The organism is Paenibacillus sp. HWE-109 (genome assembly GCF_022163125.1).
In the GTDB taxonomy this organism is placed as follows: Bacteria; Bacillota; Bacilli; order Paenibacillales; family NBRC-103111; genus Paenibacillus_E.
In genome coordinates this window covers 230,093-251,468 of sequence record NZ_CP091881.1, presented here as the reverse complement: position 1 = coordinate 251,468, position 21,376 = coordinate 230,093, and the positions used below count along the sequence as shown (strand labels likewise).

At 46.1% G+C, this 21,376-nt stretch carries 16 protein-coding genes; 6 read left to right on the top strand and 10 right to left on the bottom strand.

Features of this window, described 5'->3' with window-relative positions:
• Positions 1 to 24 precede the first annotated feature (24 nt).
• A complete protein-coding gene (locus LOZ80_RS01145; protein ID WP_189019429.1) occupies positions 25 to 282 on the top strand; it encodes a DUF2573 family protein in 258 nt (85 codons plus the stop codon).
• Between the two features lie 36 nt (positions 283 to 318).
• Here the strand turns inward: LOZ80_RS01145 and LOZ80_RS01140 are convergent, their stop codons facing one another.
• Complete coding sequence (locus LOZ80_RS01140; RefSeq protein ID WP_238169710.1) at positions 319 to 1,095, bottom strand: SDR family NAD(P)-dependent oxidoreductase; 777 nt, start codon at positions 1,093 to 1,095, stop codon at positions 319 to 321.
• 94 nt (positions 1,096 to 1,189) lie between these two features.
• Positions 1,190 to 1,648, bottom strand: coding sequence for a chemotaxis protein CheX (locus LOZ80_RS01135; RefSeq protein ID WP_189019425.1), 459 nt, complete (start codon positions 1,646 to 1,648; stop codon positions 1,190 to 1,192).
• Between the two features lie 285 nt (positions 1,649 to 1,933).
• Between LOZ80_RS01135 and LOZ80_RS01130 the strand changes: the two genes are divergently transcribed.
• Positions 1,934 to 3,631 carry a PAS domain-containing sensor histidine kinase gene (locus tag LOZ80_RS01130; protein ID WP_238169709.1) on the top strand — a complete coding sequence of 566 codons (1,698 nt, stop codon included), beginning with the start codon at positions 1,934 to 1,936 and terminating at the stop codon, positions 3,629 to 3,631.
• Entirely contained in the window at positions 3,628 to 4,419 is a 792-nt protein-coding gene (locus tag LOZ80_RS01125; RefSeq protein WP_238169708.1) for a TIGR01457 family HAD-type hydrolase, read from the top strand. The genes LOZ80_RS01130 and LOZ80_RS01125 overlap by 4 nt, the downstream gene beginning before the upstream one ends.
• Positions 4,420 to 4,488: 69 nt before the next feature.
• On the opposite strand, the gene LOZ80_RS01120 is transcribed toward LOZ80_RS01125, so the two are convergent.
• Together LOZ80_RS01120 and LOZ80_RS01115 are read right to left on the bottom strand one after the other, a co-directional pair.
• On the bottom strand, positions 4,489 to 5,067 hold the full coding sequence (locus tag LOZ80_RS01120) for a PadR family transcriptional regulator (protein ID WP_238169707.1): 579 nt from the start codon (positions 5,065 to 5,067) through the stop codon (positions 4,489 to 4,491).
• Positions 5,068 to 5,079: 12 nt separating this feature from the next.
• Positions 5,080 to 6,606 (bottom strand): MDR family MFS transporter, encoded by a 1,527-nt coding sequence (locus tag LOZ80_RS01115; protein WP_238169706.1) that lies wholly within the window; start codon positions 6,604 to 6,606, stop codon positions 5,080 to 5,082.
• A 213-nt stretch (positions 6,607 to 6,819) separates the two neighbouring features.
• On the opposite strand from LOZ80_RS01115, the gene LOZ80_RS01110 reads away from it, so the two are divergent.
• Both LOZ80_RS01110 and LOZ80_RS01105 read left to right on the top strand, forming a co-directional pair.
• The gene (locus tag LOZ80_RS01110) at positions 6,820 to 7,722 is read left to right on the top strand and encodes a LysR family transcriptional regulator (RefSeq protein WP_189019415.1); all 903 of its coding nucleotides are present in this window, start codon (positions 6,820 to 6,822) and stop codon (positions 7,720 to 7,722) included.
• A 44-nt stretch (positions 7,723 to 7,766) separates the two neighbouring features.
• The gene (locus LOZ80_RS01105; protein WP_238169705.1) at positions 7,767 to 8,573 is read left to right on the top strand and encodes a histidinol-phosphatase; all 807 of its coding nucleotides are present in this window, start codon (positions 7,767 to 7,769) and stop codon (positions 8,571 to 8,573) included.
• A 171-nt stretch (positions 8,574 to 8,744) separates the two neighbouring features.
• On the opposite strand, the gene LOZ80_RS01100 is transcribed toward LOZ80_RS01105, so the two are convergent.
• Positions 8,745 to 11,060, bottom strand: coding sequence for a putative bifunctional diguanylate cyclase/phosphodiesterase (locus LOZ80_RS01100; RefSeq protein WP_238169704.1), 2,316 nt, complete (start codon positions 11,058 to 11,060; stop codon positions 8,745 to 8,747).
• Between the two features lie 203 nt (positions 11,061 to 11,263).
• Between LOZ80_RS01100 and LOZ80_RS01095 the strand changes: the two genes are divergently transcribed.
• Positions 11,264 to 12,313: a ParB/RepB/Spo0J family partition protein gene (locus LOZ80_RS01095; RefSeq protein WP_238169703.1), complete on the top strand. Its 1,050-nt coding sequence runs from the start codon at positions 11,264 to 11,266 to the stop codon at positions 12,311 to 12,313.
• 27 nt (positions 12,314 to 12,340) lie between these two features.
• Here LOZ80_RS01095 and LOZ80_RS01090 read toward each other — a convergent pair whose 3' ends face one another.
• The 5 genes from LOZ80_RS01090 to LOZ80_RS01070 all read right to left on the bottom strand — a co-directional run bounded on the left by LOZ80_RS01090 (position 12,341) and on the right by LOZ80_RS01070 (position 21,362).
• Positions 12,341 to 12,844, bottom strand: coding sequence for a GNAT family N-acetyltransferase (locus LOZ80_RS01090; protein WP_238169702.1), 504 nt, complete (start codon positions 12,842 to 12,844; stop codon positions 12,341 to 12,343).
• Positions 12,845 to 12,856: 12 nt separating this feature from the next.
• Positions 12,857 to 16,084, bottom strand: coding sequence for a hybrid sensor histidine kinase/response regulator (locus LOZ80_RS01085; RefSeq protein WP_238169701.1), 3,228 nt, complete (start codon positions 16,082 to 16,084; stop codon positions 12,857 to 12,859).
• Between the two features lie 114 nt (positions 16,085 to 16,198).
• Complete coding sequence (locus LOZ80_RS01080; RefSeq protein ID WP_238169700.1) at positions 16,199 to 18,364, bottom strand: EAL domain-containing protein; 2,166 nt, start codon at positions 18,362 to 18,364, stop codon at positions 16,199 to 16,201.
• 48 nt (positions 18,365 to 18,412) lie between these two features.
• The gene (locus LOZ80_RS01075; RefSeq protein WP_238169699.1) at positions 18,413 to 20,923 is read right to left on the bottom strand and encodes a chemotaxis protein CheW; all 2,511 of its coding nucleotides are present in this window, start codon (positions 20,921 to 20,923) and stop codon (positions 18,413 to 18,415) included.
• Positions 20,916 to 21,362, bottom strand: a complete 447-nt coding sequence (locus LOZ80_RS01070) for a chemotaxis protein CheW (protein WP_238169698.1) — start codon at positions 21,360 to 21,362, stop codon at positions 20,916 to 20,918. Before LOZ80_RS01070 ends, LOZ80_RS01075 begins: the two co-directional genes overlap by 8 nt.
• Positions 21,363 to 21,376: the final 14 nt, after the last annotated feature.

Below are 21,376 nucleotides of genomic sequence, written 5' to 3'. Positions count from 1 at the left end.
TTTTCCATCCGAAGGGATGAAACTATGAATACAGATTTTGAGAACGCATTTGACTCTTTGGTAGCTAAGACGGCTGAACTCATCACCGGTGATACTTCACCTGAAATGATGGAGAAAATTAAGATTTGGGCATTTTTTAATCATGTTCATAAATCGCTTCCGGCATTGACCTCTCACTGGAACCAAACTCATCCAGAAGGCAAAGCTGAAGTACGCCGCATTTTCGAAGAAATTCGCGCATTGAATCAAGCCTTGCAAGCAAATAAGCCTGATCAGAAGTAAAAAAGCGGACGTCCAATCCAACGATTGGACTCCGCTTTATTTCTTATTCAACAACCCTGAGGCAACCAGGTCAAATAAACGCGGAAACAGGTGAAAAAATTTAATGCCTACGCCAGCAACGAAAGGCAGGTCTTTCTCCGGGATATTCTTCTGTATGGCATGTATGAGCTCTTTGACAACTTTTTCCGGTTTCAGCATAAACCAAGCGACATTTTTGACATAGTTGCCAGTCGGATCTGCTTTATCAAAGAAAGGGGTAGAAATAGGACCAGGATTAATGGCCGTCACGGCAATTCCCTTCTTCACAAGTTCCTGCCGCAAACTGTTCGTAAAGCCCAAGACAGCATGCTTCGTAGCCGAGTACCCCGTCGATTTGGCTGAACCTACCTTCCCCGCCATAGAAGCGATATTCACAATATGTCCGCTGCCCGCTTTCACCATATGCGGCAGCACCGCCTGGGTCACTCGAACAATCCCCAAGTAATTCACGTTCATCATCTCTTCAAAATGGGAGAAAGGCGCTCCCTCAAAAGATTCAAATATGCCATACCCGGCATTGTTAATCAAAATATCAATACGGCCAAATTTTACCGCTATTTGCTCAATTACCTCGTTCACTTGCCCGCTATTCGTCACATCCATCTCATACACAGCATGCTGACCTTGCAAAGTTGCAGCAATCTCGTGCAGTTTATCTGTGCTTCGCGCTGTCAGAATAGGTATCGCTCCCTTGGCTGCAAATTGCTGCGCCATGACGGCGCCAATGCCGCTGGATGCGCCAGTGATTAAAACAATTTTGTTCGATATGTTCAATGTTCGTTATCCTTCCTATCGGTAATTGCAAAAAAATGGAGACCCTGCTCTCGCAGTCCTCCATTCATTGTAACCTATTTATCCCAATTCGTTTCTACGTGAGCAATACCTGAATATCCAACTCACCGATACTATCCATAATTAAAGGTATGGTCAATGCTTTTTTAGGTACAAATCCCGCAGCCGTTGCTGATTGAACAATTTTGGGTGGTGTAATATCTACCCTTACCCCTTGATTAAATAACATCGTACTCGCATTGCCGCTGATCATATTGCCGAGCTCCGAGATCGCGCTCTTGCCCATTTCATCCATTTCAGTAATGACGAATCCGCCCATCATGGCAGAAACCATTTTCAGAGCAACATCTTCCGCTAAGCCAAAAACAATGTCGCCTTCCATTTGCCCGGTCATCCCGATTTGGATCCAAATATACTTTTCCACAAATTTGACGTCTTTAACGCCGAGCTGCCCCGTCGTTGGGCGAATGTTAGCAACTTGCTCGATGACAATTCTAGCCGACTCCAAAAAGGGATTAATGTACTCAGCCTTCATAGCTCCGCTCCGATCTCATTTGTGAATAAGTTCCACAGAAAAACGACCTTTTTCAACATTATACCTAAAAAATTAGGACAAGTATACTGTCATTTTTCTTAAAATAGTTCCTTCTACTCACATACATAAACGAATCCTGCCTTCATACTGAAATTGTCAAAACTTATGATAATTCGTTTCTTTTTAGAAGGAAAAGACCATAGCCGCAAGGAAGAATATATATAACTATGTCGAATCCTAGGCACATTCATCGAAAAAACTCATAAAGGAGCACTCGAGTCTACTATGATTAAGCAGCAGCCATCGACAAGCGAAACCTGGACTTTATACCGCATTGCACTCGTTTATCATATTATCGCTATCGCCTTGATCAGCGCAGACTTCTTTTTTCTGCATCAACTTGACTATCTCCAGACCCATCGCCTGCTAGGCATCAGTATCGACATCCTTATCTTAGGATTCATTCTCGTGCTGGCTATACAAGGCATTAAAACAGTCAAAAGAAAAGAGGCTTACATCCTAGAACAAGCAGAACGTTACAAATCTTTGTATGACAATCATCCAGATTCGATCATTTCCTTCAGCTTGGACGGCGAGGTGCTGTCCGCTAACCATGGGTTGGAAAGTCTTCTCGGTTTAGGCCGGGAGAGCGCCATGCTCACGTCTTTCATTCCTATGATCAATCCGCCTGATCTGCTTAAAGCTTTGCATCACTTTCAAGTGGCATCCGCTGGAATGCCGCAAAATTTCGAGGCTGCTTTTGTCCATCAAAAGGGCTTTCCCATTCCATCTAATGTGACTTTTGTCCCAACCATGATCGACGGGCAAATTGTTGGCGTTTACGCCATTCTCAAGGATTTGACGGAAGTCAAAGAACAGAAGAAGGAGATCGACAAACTCTACAAGCAGAATCAGCTGATTCTGAATTCTGTCTCCGAGGGGATCTATGGGATCGATTTGAGCGGCCGTACGATATTCTGGAATCAAGCTGCTGAAGCGATTACCGGTTGGAAAGTGGATGAAATGCTGGGCCGTCAGATTCATAATCTGATTCGCCCCATCAAATCCGATGGCACCTTCTACTCCAATGAAGAGAGCCCTATTTTGAACACGATTCTGGGCCACGAATTTTCTGTGATGAAAGAAGATCAGTTCTGGCGCAAAGATGGTACGGCATTCCCGGTTGAATATATGTCCAGTCCCATGTTGGAGGGCAGAGGTCAGATTCTGGGTACGGTCATTACTTTCAAAGATATTACAGAGCTTAAAAAAACGCAGGAACTGTTGATAAAATCAGACAAGCTGTCTGCCGTCGGTCAATTGGCTGCCGGTGTGGCTCACGAAATTCGCAATCCGCTCACGGCATTGAAGGGATTCCTTCAACTTTTGAAAACCAACAGCGAGAAAGAACAATATTACATCGATATTATGCGGAAGGAACTGCAGCGTATTGAGTTTATTGTGAATGAGTTTCTTTTTGTTTCCAAGCCGCAAGCAACCCATTTTGTTACCAAAACCGTAGACTCCATTGTGATGAGCACTATTGAGCTGCTTCAACCTCAGGCCCTTCTTGGCAATATTGAAATTGAAGCGGAAATCGCCCCAGGCTTGCCGGCAGTTTCCTGTGACGAGCATCAAATCAAACAGGTATTCATCAACATTCTGAAGAACGCCTTGGAATCCATGGCTCAGGGCGGCACCATGCGCATCCAGGCCGAGTCAGATCTTCCTGGACGCAATATTACGATTCGGTTTATTGACGAAGGATGCGGCATAGCGCCTGAACGACTTCCCAAGCTCGGCGAACCCTTCTACAGCACCAAAGAAAAAGGGACAGGCCTAGGACTTATGGTCTGCTACCGAATTATTGAAGCACATGGCGGTTTGATGCAAATTCGCAGCAAGTTGGATGAAGGAACAACCGTTGAAATTACACTTCCTTCCACCACGATCAACGAGAATGAGGAAGTGACTGTTAGATGAATGGCTTTTTAATCGATTTGGACGGTACCTTGTATCGGGGGCATGAGCCTATCCCTCATGCCGCGGCTTTCATTGCATGGCTGCAGGCGGAGCGCCTGCCGTATTTACTCGTGACGAATAACTCGTCACGTACGCCTGAACAAGTGGCCGATCATCTCCTTGCGCTCGGCATTGAAGTTCCCGCTGCGGCTGTCTACACGTCGTCACAGGCAGCCGCTCAGTACTTGACCGAGCAGCGCGGCGTACGTCAGCGCGTGCATATGATTGGCGAAGCCGGCCTGCGAATCGCCTTGGAGGCGGTCGGCTTCGACCTGGTTGAGACGACGCCGGACTACGTCGTCCAAGGCATTGACCGCAGCTTCACCTACGGGAAGCTGACGGAAGCCGTCCGCCACTTGAAGGATGGCGCGGCTTATGTCTTAACCAATCCTGACCGCATGCTGCCGTCGGATGGAGGTCTTATGCCAGGGGCAGGCTCCCTGGCTGCTGCGATCACCGCCGCCTCCGGCGTGGAGCCGGTGGTGATCGGCAAACCCTCGCCGATCATCATGGCGTACGCCATCGAGCGGCTTGGACTTCCCGCCGCCGATGTCTGGGTGATCGGCGATAACGTGCACACCGACATCCGCGGAGGCGCGGTGTCGGGCTGCCGCACAGCCCTTGTGTTGACAGGCGTCGCCACACCGGACAACGTGCAAGAGCAGTTGGCGTCGGCGGGCTTGACGCCAGACCTCGTGTGCACAGACCTGCAGCATTTCATGGACCAATTCCAGACTCCCGCAAATTGAAAAGGCTGCGCGTTAAGGTCATAGTTAACACTAACCTTAACGCGCAGCCTCTTTGTAATGCTACTGTATCTACTCGATACAATCCCAGTCCACATCCAGAGGTGAATTTCGTTCCTGAAACCGTCCTTCTCTGGCATCTCTCTGCAGACCTTCTAACCATTTGAGCTCGCAGAAAGCTCGTTTATAACCGCCTACCATCATTTGCAGGACAACGCGCGGGACGGTATGGATGTGTTCCTCATACACACTCTTCGTGCGCTGCATAATGATTTTTTGGGCCATAATCTTATGCTCGAGAATTTCTGCAATTTTGGCTTGGTCGCCATGAACGGTGAAAGGAAGAGCAACATAGAGCGGGTGGTAATGTTTAATTTCTTCATGCAACTGCTCGACCAGCAGTTCTTGAAATTTATATTTACCGGCTTCTGTAATTTGATAGACCGTTTTCTCAGGACGATTCGTATCCCGTACGACTTCAAGCGCTTCTACTAAGCCGTCCTTGCGAAGCTGATCCATCGCATAGTACAGGGAACCATCCTGCAGCTTCATGTAGTTATGCATGTTTCTTTCTTTCATCGTTTGACGAATATCGTACGTGTGCCGGTTGGCTTCCATCAACAGACCCAGAATGACAAGCTTCATCGACATCCTTGCTACCCCCTAGTGTCCTACTGGCGCGCTTCCTTTGACAGGAGCACTCCCCACTTCAAGTTTAGCATTTCCCATCATAAGAATGAACACAAGCCCAACTACAGCCAAAACGATCGTCGTTTGAAAAACAACAGCAATGGAATCCGCCAAGGCAGTCAAAAGCTTATGCAGCACTTCCTGCGGAATGTTGGAACGGACATCCGGCTGCAGCAAGATACGCGCATCATGAAACTTCTCTGCCATAGCAGGATCATTCAAAGATTCTGTGATATTCGTCCGAAGTGAATTGACTTGAATGCTGCCAAAAATCGCTACACCGATAGCTGATCCAACGGAACGGAAAAAACCAACGAGGGAAGTTACCGTACCTCTGCGGCGGAAGTCTACTTTATGCAAAGCGGACATCGAAGTAATGGGGAAACAAGCGCCGATCCCTAGCCCTAGAAGTATCATATAGGTCGTGATTAGCCAACGCTCGGAATCAATGGAAAGTCCACCTAACAACGAGGTAGCAACGAGCATTAATGCGGCAGAAACCAACATGACATTGCGGTACGAATATTTTCCGATAAAACGTCCACCCAGCGCACTGCTGACAACAACGCCCAACATCATCGGGGTTAACGTCGATCCAGCACTGGTTGCTGAGCCCTCGAATACACCTTGAATAAACAGCGGAATATACGTTCCGGCAGAAATCAAGACAGCACCGTAAGCAAAACTTACGCCCATGCTGGAGGTAAACAAACGATTTTTAAATAAATCCAAGGGTACGATCGGCTCTGCGGCATACTTTTCGACGGTGATAAAAGCACCCAGCAAGATAATAAAGCCAATAAATAGACCAATAATTTGCCAGGAAGCCCACGCATATTCTTTGCCCCCAAGTTCCAAAGCAAACATCAAGGAGACAATCGAAGCAGTCAGCAACACCGTACCGCTCCAATCAATTTTGGCTTTGCTGTGTTCAACAGAACCGTGGTAAGAGAAAATAATAAGCAGTAAGGCAACAACACCAAGCGGAAGATTAATAAAGAAAATCCATTCCCACGTGACGTGGTCGGTGAAATAAGCGCCAATAATCGGACCAAGGACACTGGACAGTCCAAAAACAGCTCCGAAGAGCCCTTGCATCTTCCCTCTTTTCTCCGGAGGGAAAATATCAAAAATAATAGCAAACGTAATTGGCATCAAAGCACCGCCACCAATACCTTGGATAGCCCGGTAAATGATGAGTTCAGTCATGGATGTTGCTGTTCCACAGAGCGCAGACCCAATCATGAAAACAATAATCCCGATAATAAAAAACAGCTTGCGGCCGTACATATCAGATAGCTTGCCGAAAATCGGCATTGCAGCGACGTTGGCAATCAAATACGCTGAGAATACCCAGACGAATTGACTGAACCCTCCTAATTTCGAGACGATGGTAGGCATCGCCGTGGAAACGATTGTTTGATCCAGGGACGCGAGTAAGAGCCCTAGCATCAATCCGACAACCGTCCATGTTGTGTTCGACTTACGTGTTAACGACATGAGGTGAATCTCCTTTTAACTTTAATTAATATATATAAATTATTATAGTCAAATTTGAGTATTTAGCAATGGAATTTCCACTGTTAGACAGAAATATTTGCCGATGCTGCTCTTCCTATCATATAATAAGCTTACAAAAGGTTTTTATGTCCTTTACAATTTCGATAAATTTTATTTGTAAGCCTAAACCTATTATAAGCAGGAGGTATGCGCATGAATATGAACCAGTTAGAAACATTGCTCACCATATCCAAAACGATGAGCTTTCGCAAAGCTGGCGAAATTCTTAACTTGACCCAACCTGCCGTTTCCGCCCAAATTAAGAGTCTTGAAGACGAATTCGGCACGATACTTATTGATCGTAATCAACCTGTTACGCTGACGGATAGCGGCAAACTGTTCTTGGAACATGCTGAGAAGATGCTGCGAATAGCCAGTGATCTCAAACAGCGATTGTCCGACTTGCATTTAACGCCACAAGGCCATATTCATATTGGCACAACGACTTCTATCGCGATGCAGATTTTACCCAGGGTGCTCTCCTATTTCCAGGATCAGTTCCCTTTGATCAAAACGACGATTCACTCCATGACTTCCTCGCAAATTATGACCTCCGTCGAGAACAGCCAGATCGATATCGGAATCACGTATTTATTCGAAAAAAACCAGGCTTTGGAAACATCGGTCCTTTACTACGATACCTTTGAGCTGATCGTCTCCACCCATCATCCACTTGCCCGTTTTGCCCATTTGTCCATTGAAAAGCTGCGCAACATTCCGTTCATTACGCTGTCTCCGGAAACAGCCGGGCGTCGGTTTGTCGATCAAATCTTCAAAACCTATGACGTTTCGCCGCATATCGTGATGGAGCTATCCAGCAGTGAAGAAGTGAAGCGGATGGTCGAGTTGAATCTTGGCGTCGCCATCATCTCTAAGATGTCCGTTGCTGATGAACTCAAACACGGGTCACTCAAAATGGTAAAGGTAAATGAATTGGATATTACCCATCCAGTAGGTGTAGTATATAAATCAGGACGCTACTTGAATTCTGCCATGCAGCAGTTCCTGCGTGATTTGAAAGGAATGCCGGAAACCCAATTTCTCGGCTCTGAATAATATTTCCTCATGAAGCTCTTGTACTATTTTATAGGAGGTCACTTATGAAATTCGATCTACATACCCATCATGACCGCTGTGGACACGCACAGGATACCATTCGCGACTATATCGAGGCTGCGATAGCAGGTGGCTTGCAAGTCATCGGCATCTCGGATCATTCCCCCTATTTCGGAAGCAGCGAGGATCATGCCCAGCCCTTAATTGCCATGGCGAAAAGCGAGTTCCCGCGTTATATCGAGGAAGTCCTCCAGCTTAAAAAAGAATACGAAGGCAAAATTGACGTCCTGCTTGGGGTCGAATCCGATTATTTCCCTGAGCATACCGCTATTTATCAGCAGGAATATGCCAAATACCCGTTTGACTATATCATCGGTTCAGTTCACTTATCCGGTGGTGTCAGTATTTTCAACCGCAATAGATGGAACAAATTAAATGAAGCACAGAAGATCGAGCAGAAAGAAGAATACTACCGACTTATCGCCGAATCTGCGCGTTCTGGCATGTTCAACATCTTGGGCCATATCGATGCCATGAAAGGCTTCTATCCGGCTTTCTCTGATATCGTTACCCCTAAAGTCAATGAAACCTTGAAAATCATCGGGGAATCCGGTGTAGCCATTGAAATTAACACTTCCGGTAAAACCAAAGATGTCGGAGGTTGGTATCCTTCCCACGAAATCCTGGAACAAGCGCTTCATTATGGTGTTGAAGTGACCTTCGGCTCCGATGCCCATATCCCTGGCCGCGTAGCGGATGACTGGGAGGAAGTTCGTCAAACCTTGAAAGAAATCGGCTTCAAACAGTGGGTCTATTTCAAAAATAAACAAAAACAAGTTGTTCCACTGTAGCATAACAATTTTTCTGGCAGATCCTCGTGCTGTTGCAGTTTCTTCTCCATTTCTGCAGCAGATAAGAGTCCTTCGAGACTGCTATTCCGTGTAAAATCGCCTTTTCAACGCAAATAGCAGCTCTCAAAGGCTCTTATTCCTTTGGGCAGCTGCTATTTTTCTATGTTCATTTCACGAAAAGTATTGGCGGGTGGTCCCCGTGGTCAAGAACCCCAGCTTCTGCTGCAAGCTTTCCTGCATGGCTGATAGCATTTGCTCGGCATTCATCGGACGGAAGAAATAGAAGCCTTGGATGTGGCTGCAGCCGTTAGCAACCAAGAATCTGGCTTGCTCTTCTGTTTCAACGCCTTCTGCAATAATTTTCAGCTGAAAGGAAGTCGCAACAGAAATAATGGCAATGATCATCACGCGATCCTTATCATCCGTTTGTACGCCGCGGACAAAGGATTGGTCGAGCTTGATTTTGGTCACTGGGAACCTTTTTAAATAACTTAACGAAGAGTAATGGGTGCCGAAATCATCTACCGATATGGCAATGCCCAACAGCCTCAAGCAGCGGAGCGCATCCAACTGCTCGTCCTTCATAGCGACATTCTCCGTAATTTCCATCTCCAAATATTTTGCTTCCAGTCCGGTTTCAGCCAAAATTCGGCTCACTGTTTCTACAAAACGCTCATCATTCAATTGTTTCACAGATAGATTGACGGAGATGGTCAGGGGTGTCGCTGTTTCCCTGTGCCAAGCTTTCATCTGCTTGCAAGCGCCGCGAAGCACCCATTCCCCAATTTCCACGATGGTTCCAATTTCTTCAGCTAATGGGATGAAGTCCGCTGGCGATATATAACCTTTGGTCGTATGATTCCATCTCAGAAGAGCCTCCACACCGACGATTCGGCCTAAATGGCAATCCACTTGAGGTTGATACACAATTTCAAGCTCATTGCGCTCAAGCGATTGGCGCAAATGATTACCCATTTCGAGCTTGGATAGCGAATTTTTTGCCATTTGCTCATTAAAGAAGCTGTAGGAGCTGCCGCTCACTTTCTTCGCTATATACATCGCTATATCGGCATTTTTGAGCAGAGCTTCCCACGTCAGACCACCATAGGGATACTGCACAATCCCAATGCTTGCGCTAATAAAAAATGCACGATTCGAGAGCAGGCAAGGCGGCTTCAATACTTCGATAAGTTGTTCACAGAACAACTGGATATCCAGTTCACTTGTACAATTGTTCAGCAAAATAGCAAATTCATCGCCACCAAACCTGGAAAATGTGTGAAATGGCAACCCTGATTGTTGAATCCTCCCCACAACTTCCATGAGCATCAGATCCCCCATATGATGACCATGGGAGTCATTCACCATTTTGAAGTTATCCAAATCAAAGAAAAGTACCGCCAAGGAGGAATGACAGGTTTCGCACAAAGTGATTTGTTCTTTCAGAACCATTTGAAAATGGGCACGATTATGGATGCCTGTCAGCACATCATGATACGCCAAGTAGGAGAGCATCTGCTCTGATTCCTGCAAGCGACTATTGGAATTAAACAATTCTTGCTGCCCAGCAAGCAGCTTATCATTCATTTCCGTTAATCCCTCATTGGCTAGCCGCAGCTCTTGCGTACGATCATTTACCGCGCGACTCAGTTTATCCCGCTGTCGATTGATATATAGGATAAACAAAATACCCAGCAGCAGGACGGAGATGAATGAACTGCGGATCATCAGGATGGAGCGATCGATGCTGTGGACGGCACTTTCCTGCGGCAGCGCAGCCAGTTCCCATTGGTTTTCCGAGAGTGCAATGTGAGCGATCATAGGATTTCGTTGGAAAACTTGATCATCTCCAAAAAAGGCTGGCTGTCCAGGACTGCGAATCGCAATTTGCAGCGCTTGGGTATCCTTATCGTTAACTTCCGCTTCGTTCAGCAACTGCTTCAAATCTACGCCAACCGAAACGAAGCCCCAGAATACGCCGTCCTGATATAAAGGCTTACGCGCAACCACACCACGGATACCCTGCAGCAAATCAAAGGGACCGTCCATGGTCATTCGCTTGGCATGCAAAGCCCTTACAATTTGCTGTTGGACATTCGGCCGCGGATCATTCAGTAAATCCCATTGCTGAATACTCTCGTTGCCTTCGATCGGATAAACGAATTTGACTATCCCTTTGGGAGCAATAATCAAATTGAGCGTTGATGCCTGAGCCCCGACATATAAAGAGGCTATGTAATTCAGGACTTCTTGGTCATCTTTATTTCGCAGATACGTTGAACTCACATAAGCTTCTAAACTGACCATCAAATTAAAATTACGGTCAATGACAGATTGCAATGCCAACGCTTTCGATGATAATTGCGATTGTTCGGTTACGGTTAACTCATGAAGCAAGGATTTGTGATACTTCTCCAGCACGAATTCAGACGATGAAAGCAATAGGACGAAAATTAGTGCGATTATGGTGTATTGCATCGTTTTCATACTAATCTACTCCTAGGCAATGCTGTTATTAGATCCTGTTGCGACCACTATTCTCTCTATTATTTCATTTAAAATCCTCTTGATGCAATCTTTTTTATTGTGAAAGGACTCAGGCGCCGTCTACACAAGCAAAGGCTGCTCGCCACGATTTCAACCTTGTTATATACTAAGTAGAAGAACAATTGATGGAATGGAGATCTCACATGAATATACATGAAATCCCGATAGCTTTAATTGACGAAGATACTGACCAACCTAGATACCAATTCGATGAAGAAGCGCTGCAGGAACTTATGAAAAGCATTGAGGAAATCGGTTTGCTTTCCCCGATTAAGGTAAGATCGACAGCGGATAACCGCTACAAAATTATTTATGGAAACCGCCGTTACAAGGCAAGTAAAATGCTTGGAAAAGCAACCATGTCCTGCATTGTATCTACAGTTACGGACGAGCTTGAGATCTATTTGGAGCAAATTGCGGAGAATTTGACACGCGAAGGCTTCTCGCCAATTGAGGAAGCTGAGGCTTTCCATAAATTGATGAATGATGCCAAGTTTAGTTCATCGATTAAATATCTTTCCGGCAAGCTGGGCAAGCCCGAAGCTTATATCAAAAACAAATGTGATTTGCTGAAATTCGGCAACAGTGTCAAAAAGCTAATCGTCAGCGGAACGGAGATTCGCAAAGACAAGCTGACCGAAGATCAATTGCTGCCGCTCAAAGATTTGCCGATAGAACATCGCGATCCGCTCGCGCTCATTATGGCACGGGACGAAATGCCTGTCAGCGATGTCAAGAAAATCGCCAAAATGTTTAAGGATAAAGACATTTCCGAAAGCACCAAAGGCAAGCTGCTCTACAAATCCGGACGCGATCTTGTTGAGACGTGGTCCAACTTCCAAAACAACCGCGCAGAACGGGCCAAGCCCGCTCCTGCTGCTCCTGTCAAAGCACCTGCGAAAGCGCCCAAAGTTGATGCAGCTGCGTCCATCCTGGTTGCTGCTGCCAGCGAGACGATGACTCCAGCCATGCATACAACCGTAGAGCATGGAGGCTTAAGCGTCATTCACAGCAAAGTTCAGCAGCTATTGTCCGTTTTGCCTGCTCCCGTTGAACTTCTTCAAGGAGAGGATTTGGACCTGCAAGGTGCTGACCAAGACCAGCTAGTGACAGATCTTGCCACGCTGGTCGAACAATTAGAGAAACAGTTGGAAGCCTGGAAAAAAGTGAAGGAGCTCGCCGCTTCCCACTAGTCAGCAAGGGAAGCTACGGGCACCCTGTTACTCTAACCTTTTGGCGTAGCAAAGCCGAGGAAGCCCGCCGTACATCAAGCGCGAGAACTGCACGGTTAAACCGGCAGCTTCCAGGTTTCTCCGGCTTACGCCATTGTCAGGATGCACGGTTGCATACAAATACTTCATTCCCTTTTCGCGTGAACGCTGCTCTCTCCATGCATGGAAATGCCGCTGCAATCCTCTCCCCCTCACCGATTCATGAACAATCGATCCCTCCAGCGAAGCTACTTTGGCGAGATCACTCTCGGGTACGCCAAATTCACGCCCGAGATTGCTTTCGCTTAATGCCGGGAAGGCAAGCATCGTAAAAGCCACCAGCTTGTCAGCTTCATAAACGCCATAAATCTCGCTATCCTGTTCCAAATAAGCATACAATGCTTCAATACGATCCATCGCATACAGGGCATCGGAAGGAAGTCGCGAAACCACATCCACCATCAATTCCTGCACTTGCGGAATTTCTTGCTCCCTCAGTCGAATCAACTCCAAAAGCAAACCCTCCTAGACAAAATTCGCAATTCGCTCGATCTGCACAGTAACGTCACGAAGCGGCACAAAGAAGTCATCTCGCAGCAGAATCGCCGTTTCCAACCGGCATGCTGCTTCATGCAAGTCGTTCGCGGATAGACTTCCGGCAACACCGATCAAGGTATGCACAGCACGTTTGGCTGCGGCCCAATCCTGATTCCGCATAGAATCCGTTACTTGTTCAGCAAAGGTCGTATAATTCCGTTTAAACAGTTGAAGCATGACCATTAGAATGGCTTCTTTGCCTTCCAGACGCGCCAGCGCTGTCCTCCAATCAATGGCTTCAATTCTCTTATAGAAGGCATCTCCCTGCTCTTGCAAGCGTGTTGGACGAGCAACTGGCGGCAAAAGCCATTTGCCTATAACACTGAACAAGCGATTCACATCCAATGGTTTGCTCAGGACATCATCCATCCCGATACGCAAATAGCGCTCATGGTCCTGTTTCACAACATTGGCCGTCAGTCCAATTATCGGGATGTGCCGATATGCCTCATGCTCTCTGATCAGCTTGGTAGCTTCAACGCCATCCATAATCGGCATATGGATATCCATAAGGATCAAATCAATCGCTTCAGAGGCTAGTTTATCGATGGCATCCTGCCCATTCTCAGCTATGATAATGTCATATCCCCGTTCCTCGAGGATCTCCAAGGCCACCTGCTGATTAATTTCGTTGTCTTCTACGAGCAGAATCCGACCATTCAAATGTTCAATCGTTGGAGCCGCCAACAGCTGCCCGCCTGCCATAAGATGCGGATGAAACAAAGCATTCAATGTTTGGTAAAGCTCCAAACGACAAATCGGCTTCATCAAAACGGCATCTGGGCGATCTTGGATCGGCAATTTCAGCATTTCCTCTTTGCCCAATGGAGAGGTCAAACAAACCACAATCGTCTTGTCACGATCAATCGAGCGGATGAAGGTTTCCCAGGTATCAATGCCGTACATATCATCAATTTCCATATCCAGCAGAATGGCATCGTAGAGCTCATTTTCAAGTTGCTGACGCTCTAAGCGTTCGAACATTTCTTTCCAGGAAGACTCCGTTGAGACAATCAAGGCAAAAGATTCAAGTGTATCCTGCATGGCACTTCGCATCAGCGGATGATCTTCAACCAAAAGGATTTGATACGGGGTATGCTCCTGAGTCAAATCCCACTCATTCGGGTCGGCTAATTCAATGACATGGAAGGGCAGTGTGAACGTGAAACTACTTCCTTGCCCTACTACGCTTTGAACCTGCAAAGCTCCCCCCATCAGTTCAATCAAATGTTGACTGATGGTTAAGCCCAGTCCTGTTCCACCGTACTCTCTGCTCGTAGAACCATCTGCTTGCGAAAAAGGTTCAAATATGATCGCAAGCCGATCATCGGTAATGCCAATGCCACTGTCTTCCACAGTGAAGGTAAGAAATATCTCTTCCGCAGAATGGCTCGTAGCCATTTGAATTTTGAGCATCACATAGCCTGAACTTGTAAATTTAATCGCATTGCTGCAAAGATTCAAGAGAATTTGACTCAGTCTCAGCGGGTCACCCAGGATATGATTCGGCAGTTCTGCCGCGGTATTGAAAATAAGTTCAATTTGGCGGCTGTCCGACAAGACACTTAATATACTGGAGAGATCCTTGAGCAGTTCGTCCAGATGGAAGCCCGTCCGTTCAATTTCCAACTTGCCGGCTTCTACCTTCGATAGATCCAGAACATCGTTGATGATGCCGAGCAAGGTGTGAGACGAAGCTGTTATTTTGTGCAAGTAATCCTTTTGGTGATCCGAAAGCGGCGTTTTGCCGAGAATTTGAGAAAGTCCAATGATCCCATTGAGGGGGGTTCTGATTTCGTGGCTCATTTTCGCAATGAACTGGCTCTTCGCTTGGCTGGCTTGATCCGCGGCATGCCGCATCGTCACTTCTGTGAATTCATGAACGGTTCCAACGATTCCCTCCAAGTCCCCAGCAGCATTCTTGTAGGCTGAAAGCGTAACGCTATAATCTCTGCGCTCTTCTTCCATGGACGGAATACTGAGCTCAAAGCGAATGTTGCCGCCCTTCAGCACGACCTCCTTGAAGTGACGATTCCAACGGAATTGCTCGGTTTCCGGAAGAAATCTCGTCATCTGATGACCAATGATAGATTCGGCAGTTCTATGAATAATCTGAGCTATTCTAGGGTTTGCAGAGCGGATATGACCTTCCTTCGTAAATCCCAGAATCCCTTCCTGTGAATTTTCAAATAGAATCCGGTAGCGCTCTTCACTCTCCTGAATCCGTCTTTCGGCTTCCGTACGTTCGGTAATGTCGGTGGTGGAACCGATAATCTCAACCACTTGCTCATCTTCATAAACGGGTTGTAAAGTCGTAAAGACCGTCTTTCCGCGTAAATTCGCTTCATAAGCAACTTGATTGCCCTGCCAAGCTTCTTCATATTTATCATGTAAATATTGGGAAAATGAGGTCGAAATATGCGGCATATTCCGCATATCCTTATCCTTTAAATCCAATGGGTTAAGTCCCAATTTACGTAGTAATTGACCGTCAATCATCGAATATACGAACTGATTCTGGATCTTTTTTAATTTAAAAGTAAAGCCGGACTGCAGCCTCAGAATATCTGATAATTCCTGCTGTATGGACCGAATCTGGCCCTTCAGCTCCTCGGATCGTAAGAAATAGCGGATTAAAGCGCCTACGAAAGCCCCGGCTGCTAAGTGCAGAAGTAAGCCCGGAATGACCAAATCTGTCGCTGGCAGATGATAGATGACGATCATATCCATGAATAACACGACTATGGGACATAAGATAAGCAGCGACCACTTCCTAACGTAATCTTGCACGAAGTGATTGACTAAAGCGCAGCCAGCGAAGATCAGGAAGGCGACAATTGTTACTCGCAGGAAAACGGTCGGATCGATGAGCGTTCTGCCAATAATCATAATTACCGTCGCTATGAAACCGGAATAAGCTCCCCCAATAAACGTTGCCATAAGAATCGCAACAGCTTTGAGATCCATGATATGACTCGTACTGAGATGAACGCCAAGAAACGCTAACGTGACGCCATATAGCCCATGCAGAAGACCTACGAATAAACGATATTTCCATTTCGAAATGGCTTTAAATTTAGGATTGTAGAACAATTGAACGGAAATAAAAATAAAGACAGCCAAGACGGAAAAATTATTAAGCAGGTCTTTGAACAAGCCATCACCTCATCGCTAAGTTACCACTACCCACTTATTATATGACGTCGAATTATGCCGGGTCTAGTTCATTTTCCAATAACATTGAAGCACAAAAACGCCGCCGATAAATGCTTATTCCCGTAGCGGCGTTTGACTGTTGGCAAAGAGGTCGGGAACTTTACTTGCCTCAACTGGAGGGCTAAAGAAATAGCCTTGAGCCATATCACAATGGAATTCTTGCAGCAGTTTCAAATCATTCTCATTTTCTACGCCTTCGGCAATGACGACTAGCTTCAAGTTGCGCGCAAGAGCAATGATTGTATTCACAATAGCCGCATTCGTCGGATTGATCGAGATATCTTTGACAAACGATTGATCAATTTTTAAATTATGGATGGGAAACTCTTTGAGATAGCTTAGTGAGCTGTAGCCTGTTCCGAAATCATCCATAGCAATTTTTAATCCCATATTGCGGAAACTATTTAATGTCGCCAAGGCAACTTGAACATCCATGGTCATGCTTTCCGTAATTTCTAATTCCAAGTAATGGGGTTCTAGCCCTGTATCCTTGAGGATGTTGAGAATTTGCTCTTTGAGCGAATGATCATAGAATTGTTTGGATGACAGATTCACAGCGATCGTCACTTTGGGGAAACCAAGCTCCTGCCACAGCTTATTTTGTCGGCAAGCCTCTTGCAGCACCCATTTGCCAATGTTAAATATCAACCCTGTTTCTTCCGCAATCGGAATAAATTCAAGCGGTGATACACGTCCAAGCTCCGGACTATCCCAGCGTATTAAGCTTTCAAAACCAATAATTCGCTTCTCCAGCAAATCAACCTGCGGCTGATACATGAGAATAAATTCATTTCTCTCCAAGGCTTTCCGCATATGTTTTTCAAGCTTAATGCGCCGTTCAATTTTGGCATAAATTTGCGAATTGAAATACTGCACCTGGTTCCCGCCCATTTCCTTGGCATAGTCCATTGCAATATTGGCATAACGGATCAAGGTTTCCGAGTCATGGTCATCTTGTGGATACCGACTTATCCCGATGGATGGAGAAATATAAATTTCATGATCCAGGATACGAATCGGTTGGTTAATGCTTTGCATGACGGTGTTCACGAACCTATCAAATTCACTCTCCGAATGATTCTTCACCAAACCGACGAATTCATCGCTGCCTACCCTGAATACCGACAATTCCTCAGAAAAAGCATTGTTCTTGAGTCTGCGGGCAATGACTTGCAAGATACGGTCTCCCGTTTCATGGCCAAATGTTTCATTCGTTAGCTTGAAATGATCCAAATTCACAAAAACAACGGCAAATCGCTCCCGCTGCTTAATCGTGTCTTCCAACCACTTCATCAACCCATGTCGATTAGGCAGCCCTGTCAATGCGTCATGATTCATTAAGTAGCGAATGCGTTCCTCCATACTTCTCGATTCTGTAATATCGACAGTTAGCGAAATAACTTCCGAGATGACGCCATTCCGTTTCATCGGCCGCAGCACCGTTAAGTAATAATAACCATGCCACTCCGTTTCAAAATCGATGACCTCGGCTTCCTGATCCCAAGCCGCCTGATAAAAGGGCAGTATGTGATCTGCTAGCTCCTCGGGGAACACATCATAGAGCCCCTTCCCCACGGCTTCGTCAGCTTTAGCGCCAAGCCGATTGAATAAAGATCCCTGCCATTCCAGGTACCGAAATTGATCAGCCTCTTTGCGAAATTTCTTGAGCAGTCCATTTTGTTGTTTGATTTTTTGTTTCAGCTCATCATGAAATTGGAGCATTTCCTCTTCCATTTTCAGCAGAAACGTAAGCATTTCCAAATGCATTTTAATCGATTGCTCTTTGCCGAGCTTACTGGTCTCATTATGGAGGAACAGTTTCTTGCGCGTAGCGGTTTTGCAGCGCAAGAGAAACTCCTCTTCCATTACCACATTTCTCGTCTTTTGGAATAGCTGTTCTTTGTGAAAGAAATCCATGGCTCCCAGCTCAAGTGCCTTCAGCGCAGCCCTGGATCCTTCTTCTGTATAGCTGCTCAGCATAATAACAGGCACTGGGTGAAAGGTCATGATCTGATGAAGTGCCGTTAGTCCGTCCATCTCTGGCATTTCTATATCAAGTGTCACGAGATCGGGCTGCAATTCGACGATTTTGTCCAGCGCATTGGCCCCGTTAACCGCGAAGCCGACAACCGTAAACTGTTCATCTTTGGCAAAGAGCGTGGCGATCATGTTCCTCATGACGATGGAATCATCAACGATTAACACACGGAATGTTCTCATTCTTGTCACCTAATTCTTTTGAATTCGTCTTGTCCAGACAAACGTTTCTTATACCGAAACAGTTTTCAACCGCGAGAGCAGACTTTCTCTATCGAAAACTTGTATCAATCGCTCATCCTTCTTGTAGATGCTTCGTATCATGGACAAAGAAGCCTTCTGTTGTGCTATATCCTCATCCAACTCATGCTCGTAGACCGTGAGAATTTCGGTTACCGAATCTACCGCAATTCCGAAGGATTGATCTCCGTCCTGAACGATCAGCACACGAGAATAACTGGACGCTGGTTGAATAGATAAACCCATGCTGGCGCGCAGATCATAAACAAACAGCAGTTCATCACGGATCTGCATGATGCCCAGCACATGCGGTTCAGCACCCGCAATCTTCGTGATCGGGGGAATCGCCAAGATTTCTTGCACGTGCTCAAGATGGAAGCCATACCACTCAGCATCGAAGCGAATAGTCACTAGCTCTTTCTTCATGGTGTGTTTCCCTTTGATCGCACGCTCTCTGGAACCAAAACGCAGGTGGGCCGAAGTGGACTTCTGCATAATGGCATTTACATCCAGGATTAGGGCAACCAGTCCGTCGCCCAATATCGTCGTACCTGAAATAAAAGGAACATGCCCGACAATTTCATCCAACGATTTAATCACAATTTCCTGATTGGCAATCAATTGATCCACTACGAGACAAACGCGCTTCTCTGCCATACCGATCATGAGAATCGACTGTCTGGTCTTCGTCATTTCTTGCGTCATACTTTGACCAGGCGACAGCAAGTGATTCAATCTCAGCAAGGGTAAAATTTCACCGCGCACATGACAGATTTCCTGACCGTGCAGTGTCTGAATTTCTTGTTCATCATAACGGAAGATTTCGATAATATTAGAAAGCGGAATAGCGATCGTACGCTGTTCTTGACGAACAAGCAACGAACGGATAATGGCAAGTGTTAAGGGTAGTTTGAGCGTGATCGTTGTCCCGCTGCCAACTACGGTATCAATATCGATCAAACCATTCAACTTCTCAATATGGGAGCGCACGATATCCATTCCCACACCTCTGCCGGACAGTTCCGTCACCTGCTCGGCTGTGGACATGCCGGAATGAAAGATCAGCGAAATCACTTCTTTTTCCGTCAAATGAAGCGATTCTTCCTCACTAATAAAGCCTTTGTCCACCGCTTTCTTGCGTATGCGCTCAGGGTCGATCCCCCGTCCGTCATCTTTCACCGTAATCACAATCGAATTCTCTTCATGTGCAGCTTTCATCAGAATTTGGCCTTTGCGCGGTTTTCCGGCAGCCTCTCGACCCTCCGGACTTTCCAGGCCATGATCAGCCGCATTGCGGATAATATGGATCAAAGGATCGCTGATTTCCTCGATAAGCGTACGGTCTAACTCGGTTTCTTTCCCCTCGATGGTCAATCCGATTTCTTTGTTAGCTGTCTGCGACAAATCTCGAATAAGCCTCGGGAATCTACTGAACAATTGCTCAATTGGAATCATCCGCGTTTTCATCATGCCATCCCGCATATTGCTAACAATTTTGCCTAAATGATGCGTGATATCTTCCAGCAGATTCACATCCGGGTCCTGTTTATATTTATCCTGCAGCCGTTTCTTCACATCAACTAACCGCGTATTGTCAATCAGCAATTCACCGACTAGATTAATGAGATGCTCCAATCGTTGCACATCAACACGTACAGTATGAGAAACCTGCGCGGTTTCTTTCACTGTGGAGGCAGCGGTTTTCCCCGGATTTACTGGCGTACTTTGTGCAACTACCGCTTGAGGTGGTTGATACTGCTCTTTCTCAGACGGTGCTGGCTGATCATTATTCATTAGTGCAACGACGACCTCTGACAATTGGGAAATCTGGTTTATTCTCTCCTGAATGGTGCGGCATTCCTCATTGGAAGTCAGGATAAAGAGAATCGGTCCATCCAACTCTTCGTCCGTCGTCGTATCCGTAAATGTGGGCTGCATGGACAACACAGTGCCAAGTTCCTGCAGCTCCCGGAGTACGAGAGCCGCTCGCACCACCTTCATAACGGCATCGGATTCAATCCGGATACGAACTGACGTAAGATACTGTTCTACTGGTGTACTTAGAATATCTTTGGAAGGTAGTTCATCCATAAACTCCCCAGCTAAAGCCGTTTCCGCACGTGAAGCTCGCTCAAGCATAACGATAAGCTGATCCACGGATTGCTCTTCATAGACGCCCTTCATAAATAGTTCTCGCTGATGTTTGATATAATCGACGCTTTGAAAGAACACATTCATTAATTCCGTGCTGACTTGAATACGGTCATTGCGAAGGTGATCAAAAATATTTTCCAAATTGTGCATAACCGCTTTGAGCTTATCAAACCCCATGGCAGCCGAGGAGCCTTTGAGCGTATGAGCGATACGGAAGATCGTTTGCATCGTCTCTGGATTGGACCCGCTTTCCTCCAACTCCAACAAACGCTTATCCAGCAACAGCAACTGCTCACTTAATTCATCCAGAAACACACCCATGTACATTTCTATCTGAAAATCACTCATAGCCCCTCACCTCCTGAAGAAATAGCTCCTGAACATCCAGTATACCGATGAAACGATCTTCGTATTGACCGATCCCATGCAGATAGACACGTCCCTTATGACCGAATTCTTCGGAAACGGGTTTCGTTTCAGAGAACCGTATCACTCTGCTCACACAATCGACAACTAGCCCTAATGTCTTTCCAGCCAAATTAATAATGACGATTCGCGTTTGTTTCGTATCAGGTTCTGTTCTCAGCTGCAGCATCGAACGCAAGCAATAAATCGGGATGATATGACCTCTGAGGTTGATCACTCCGCGCAAGTTCTTATTTGCCCCGGGCAAAACTGTGATTTCATGCATTTTAATAATTTCCTGGATATACATAATCGAGAACGCGTAATATTCCTGTTTGATCTGACATTCCACATATAAGGGGGTAATTGTCGTTGTCGTCATGTATGGCCCCTCTT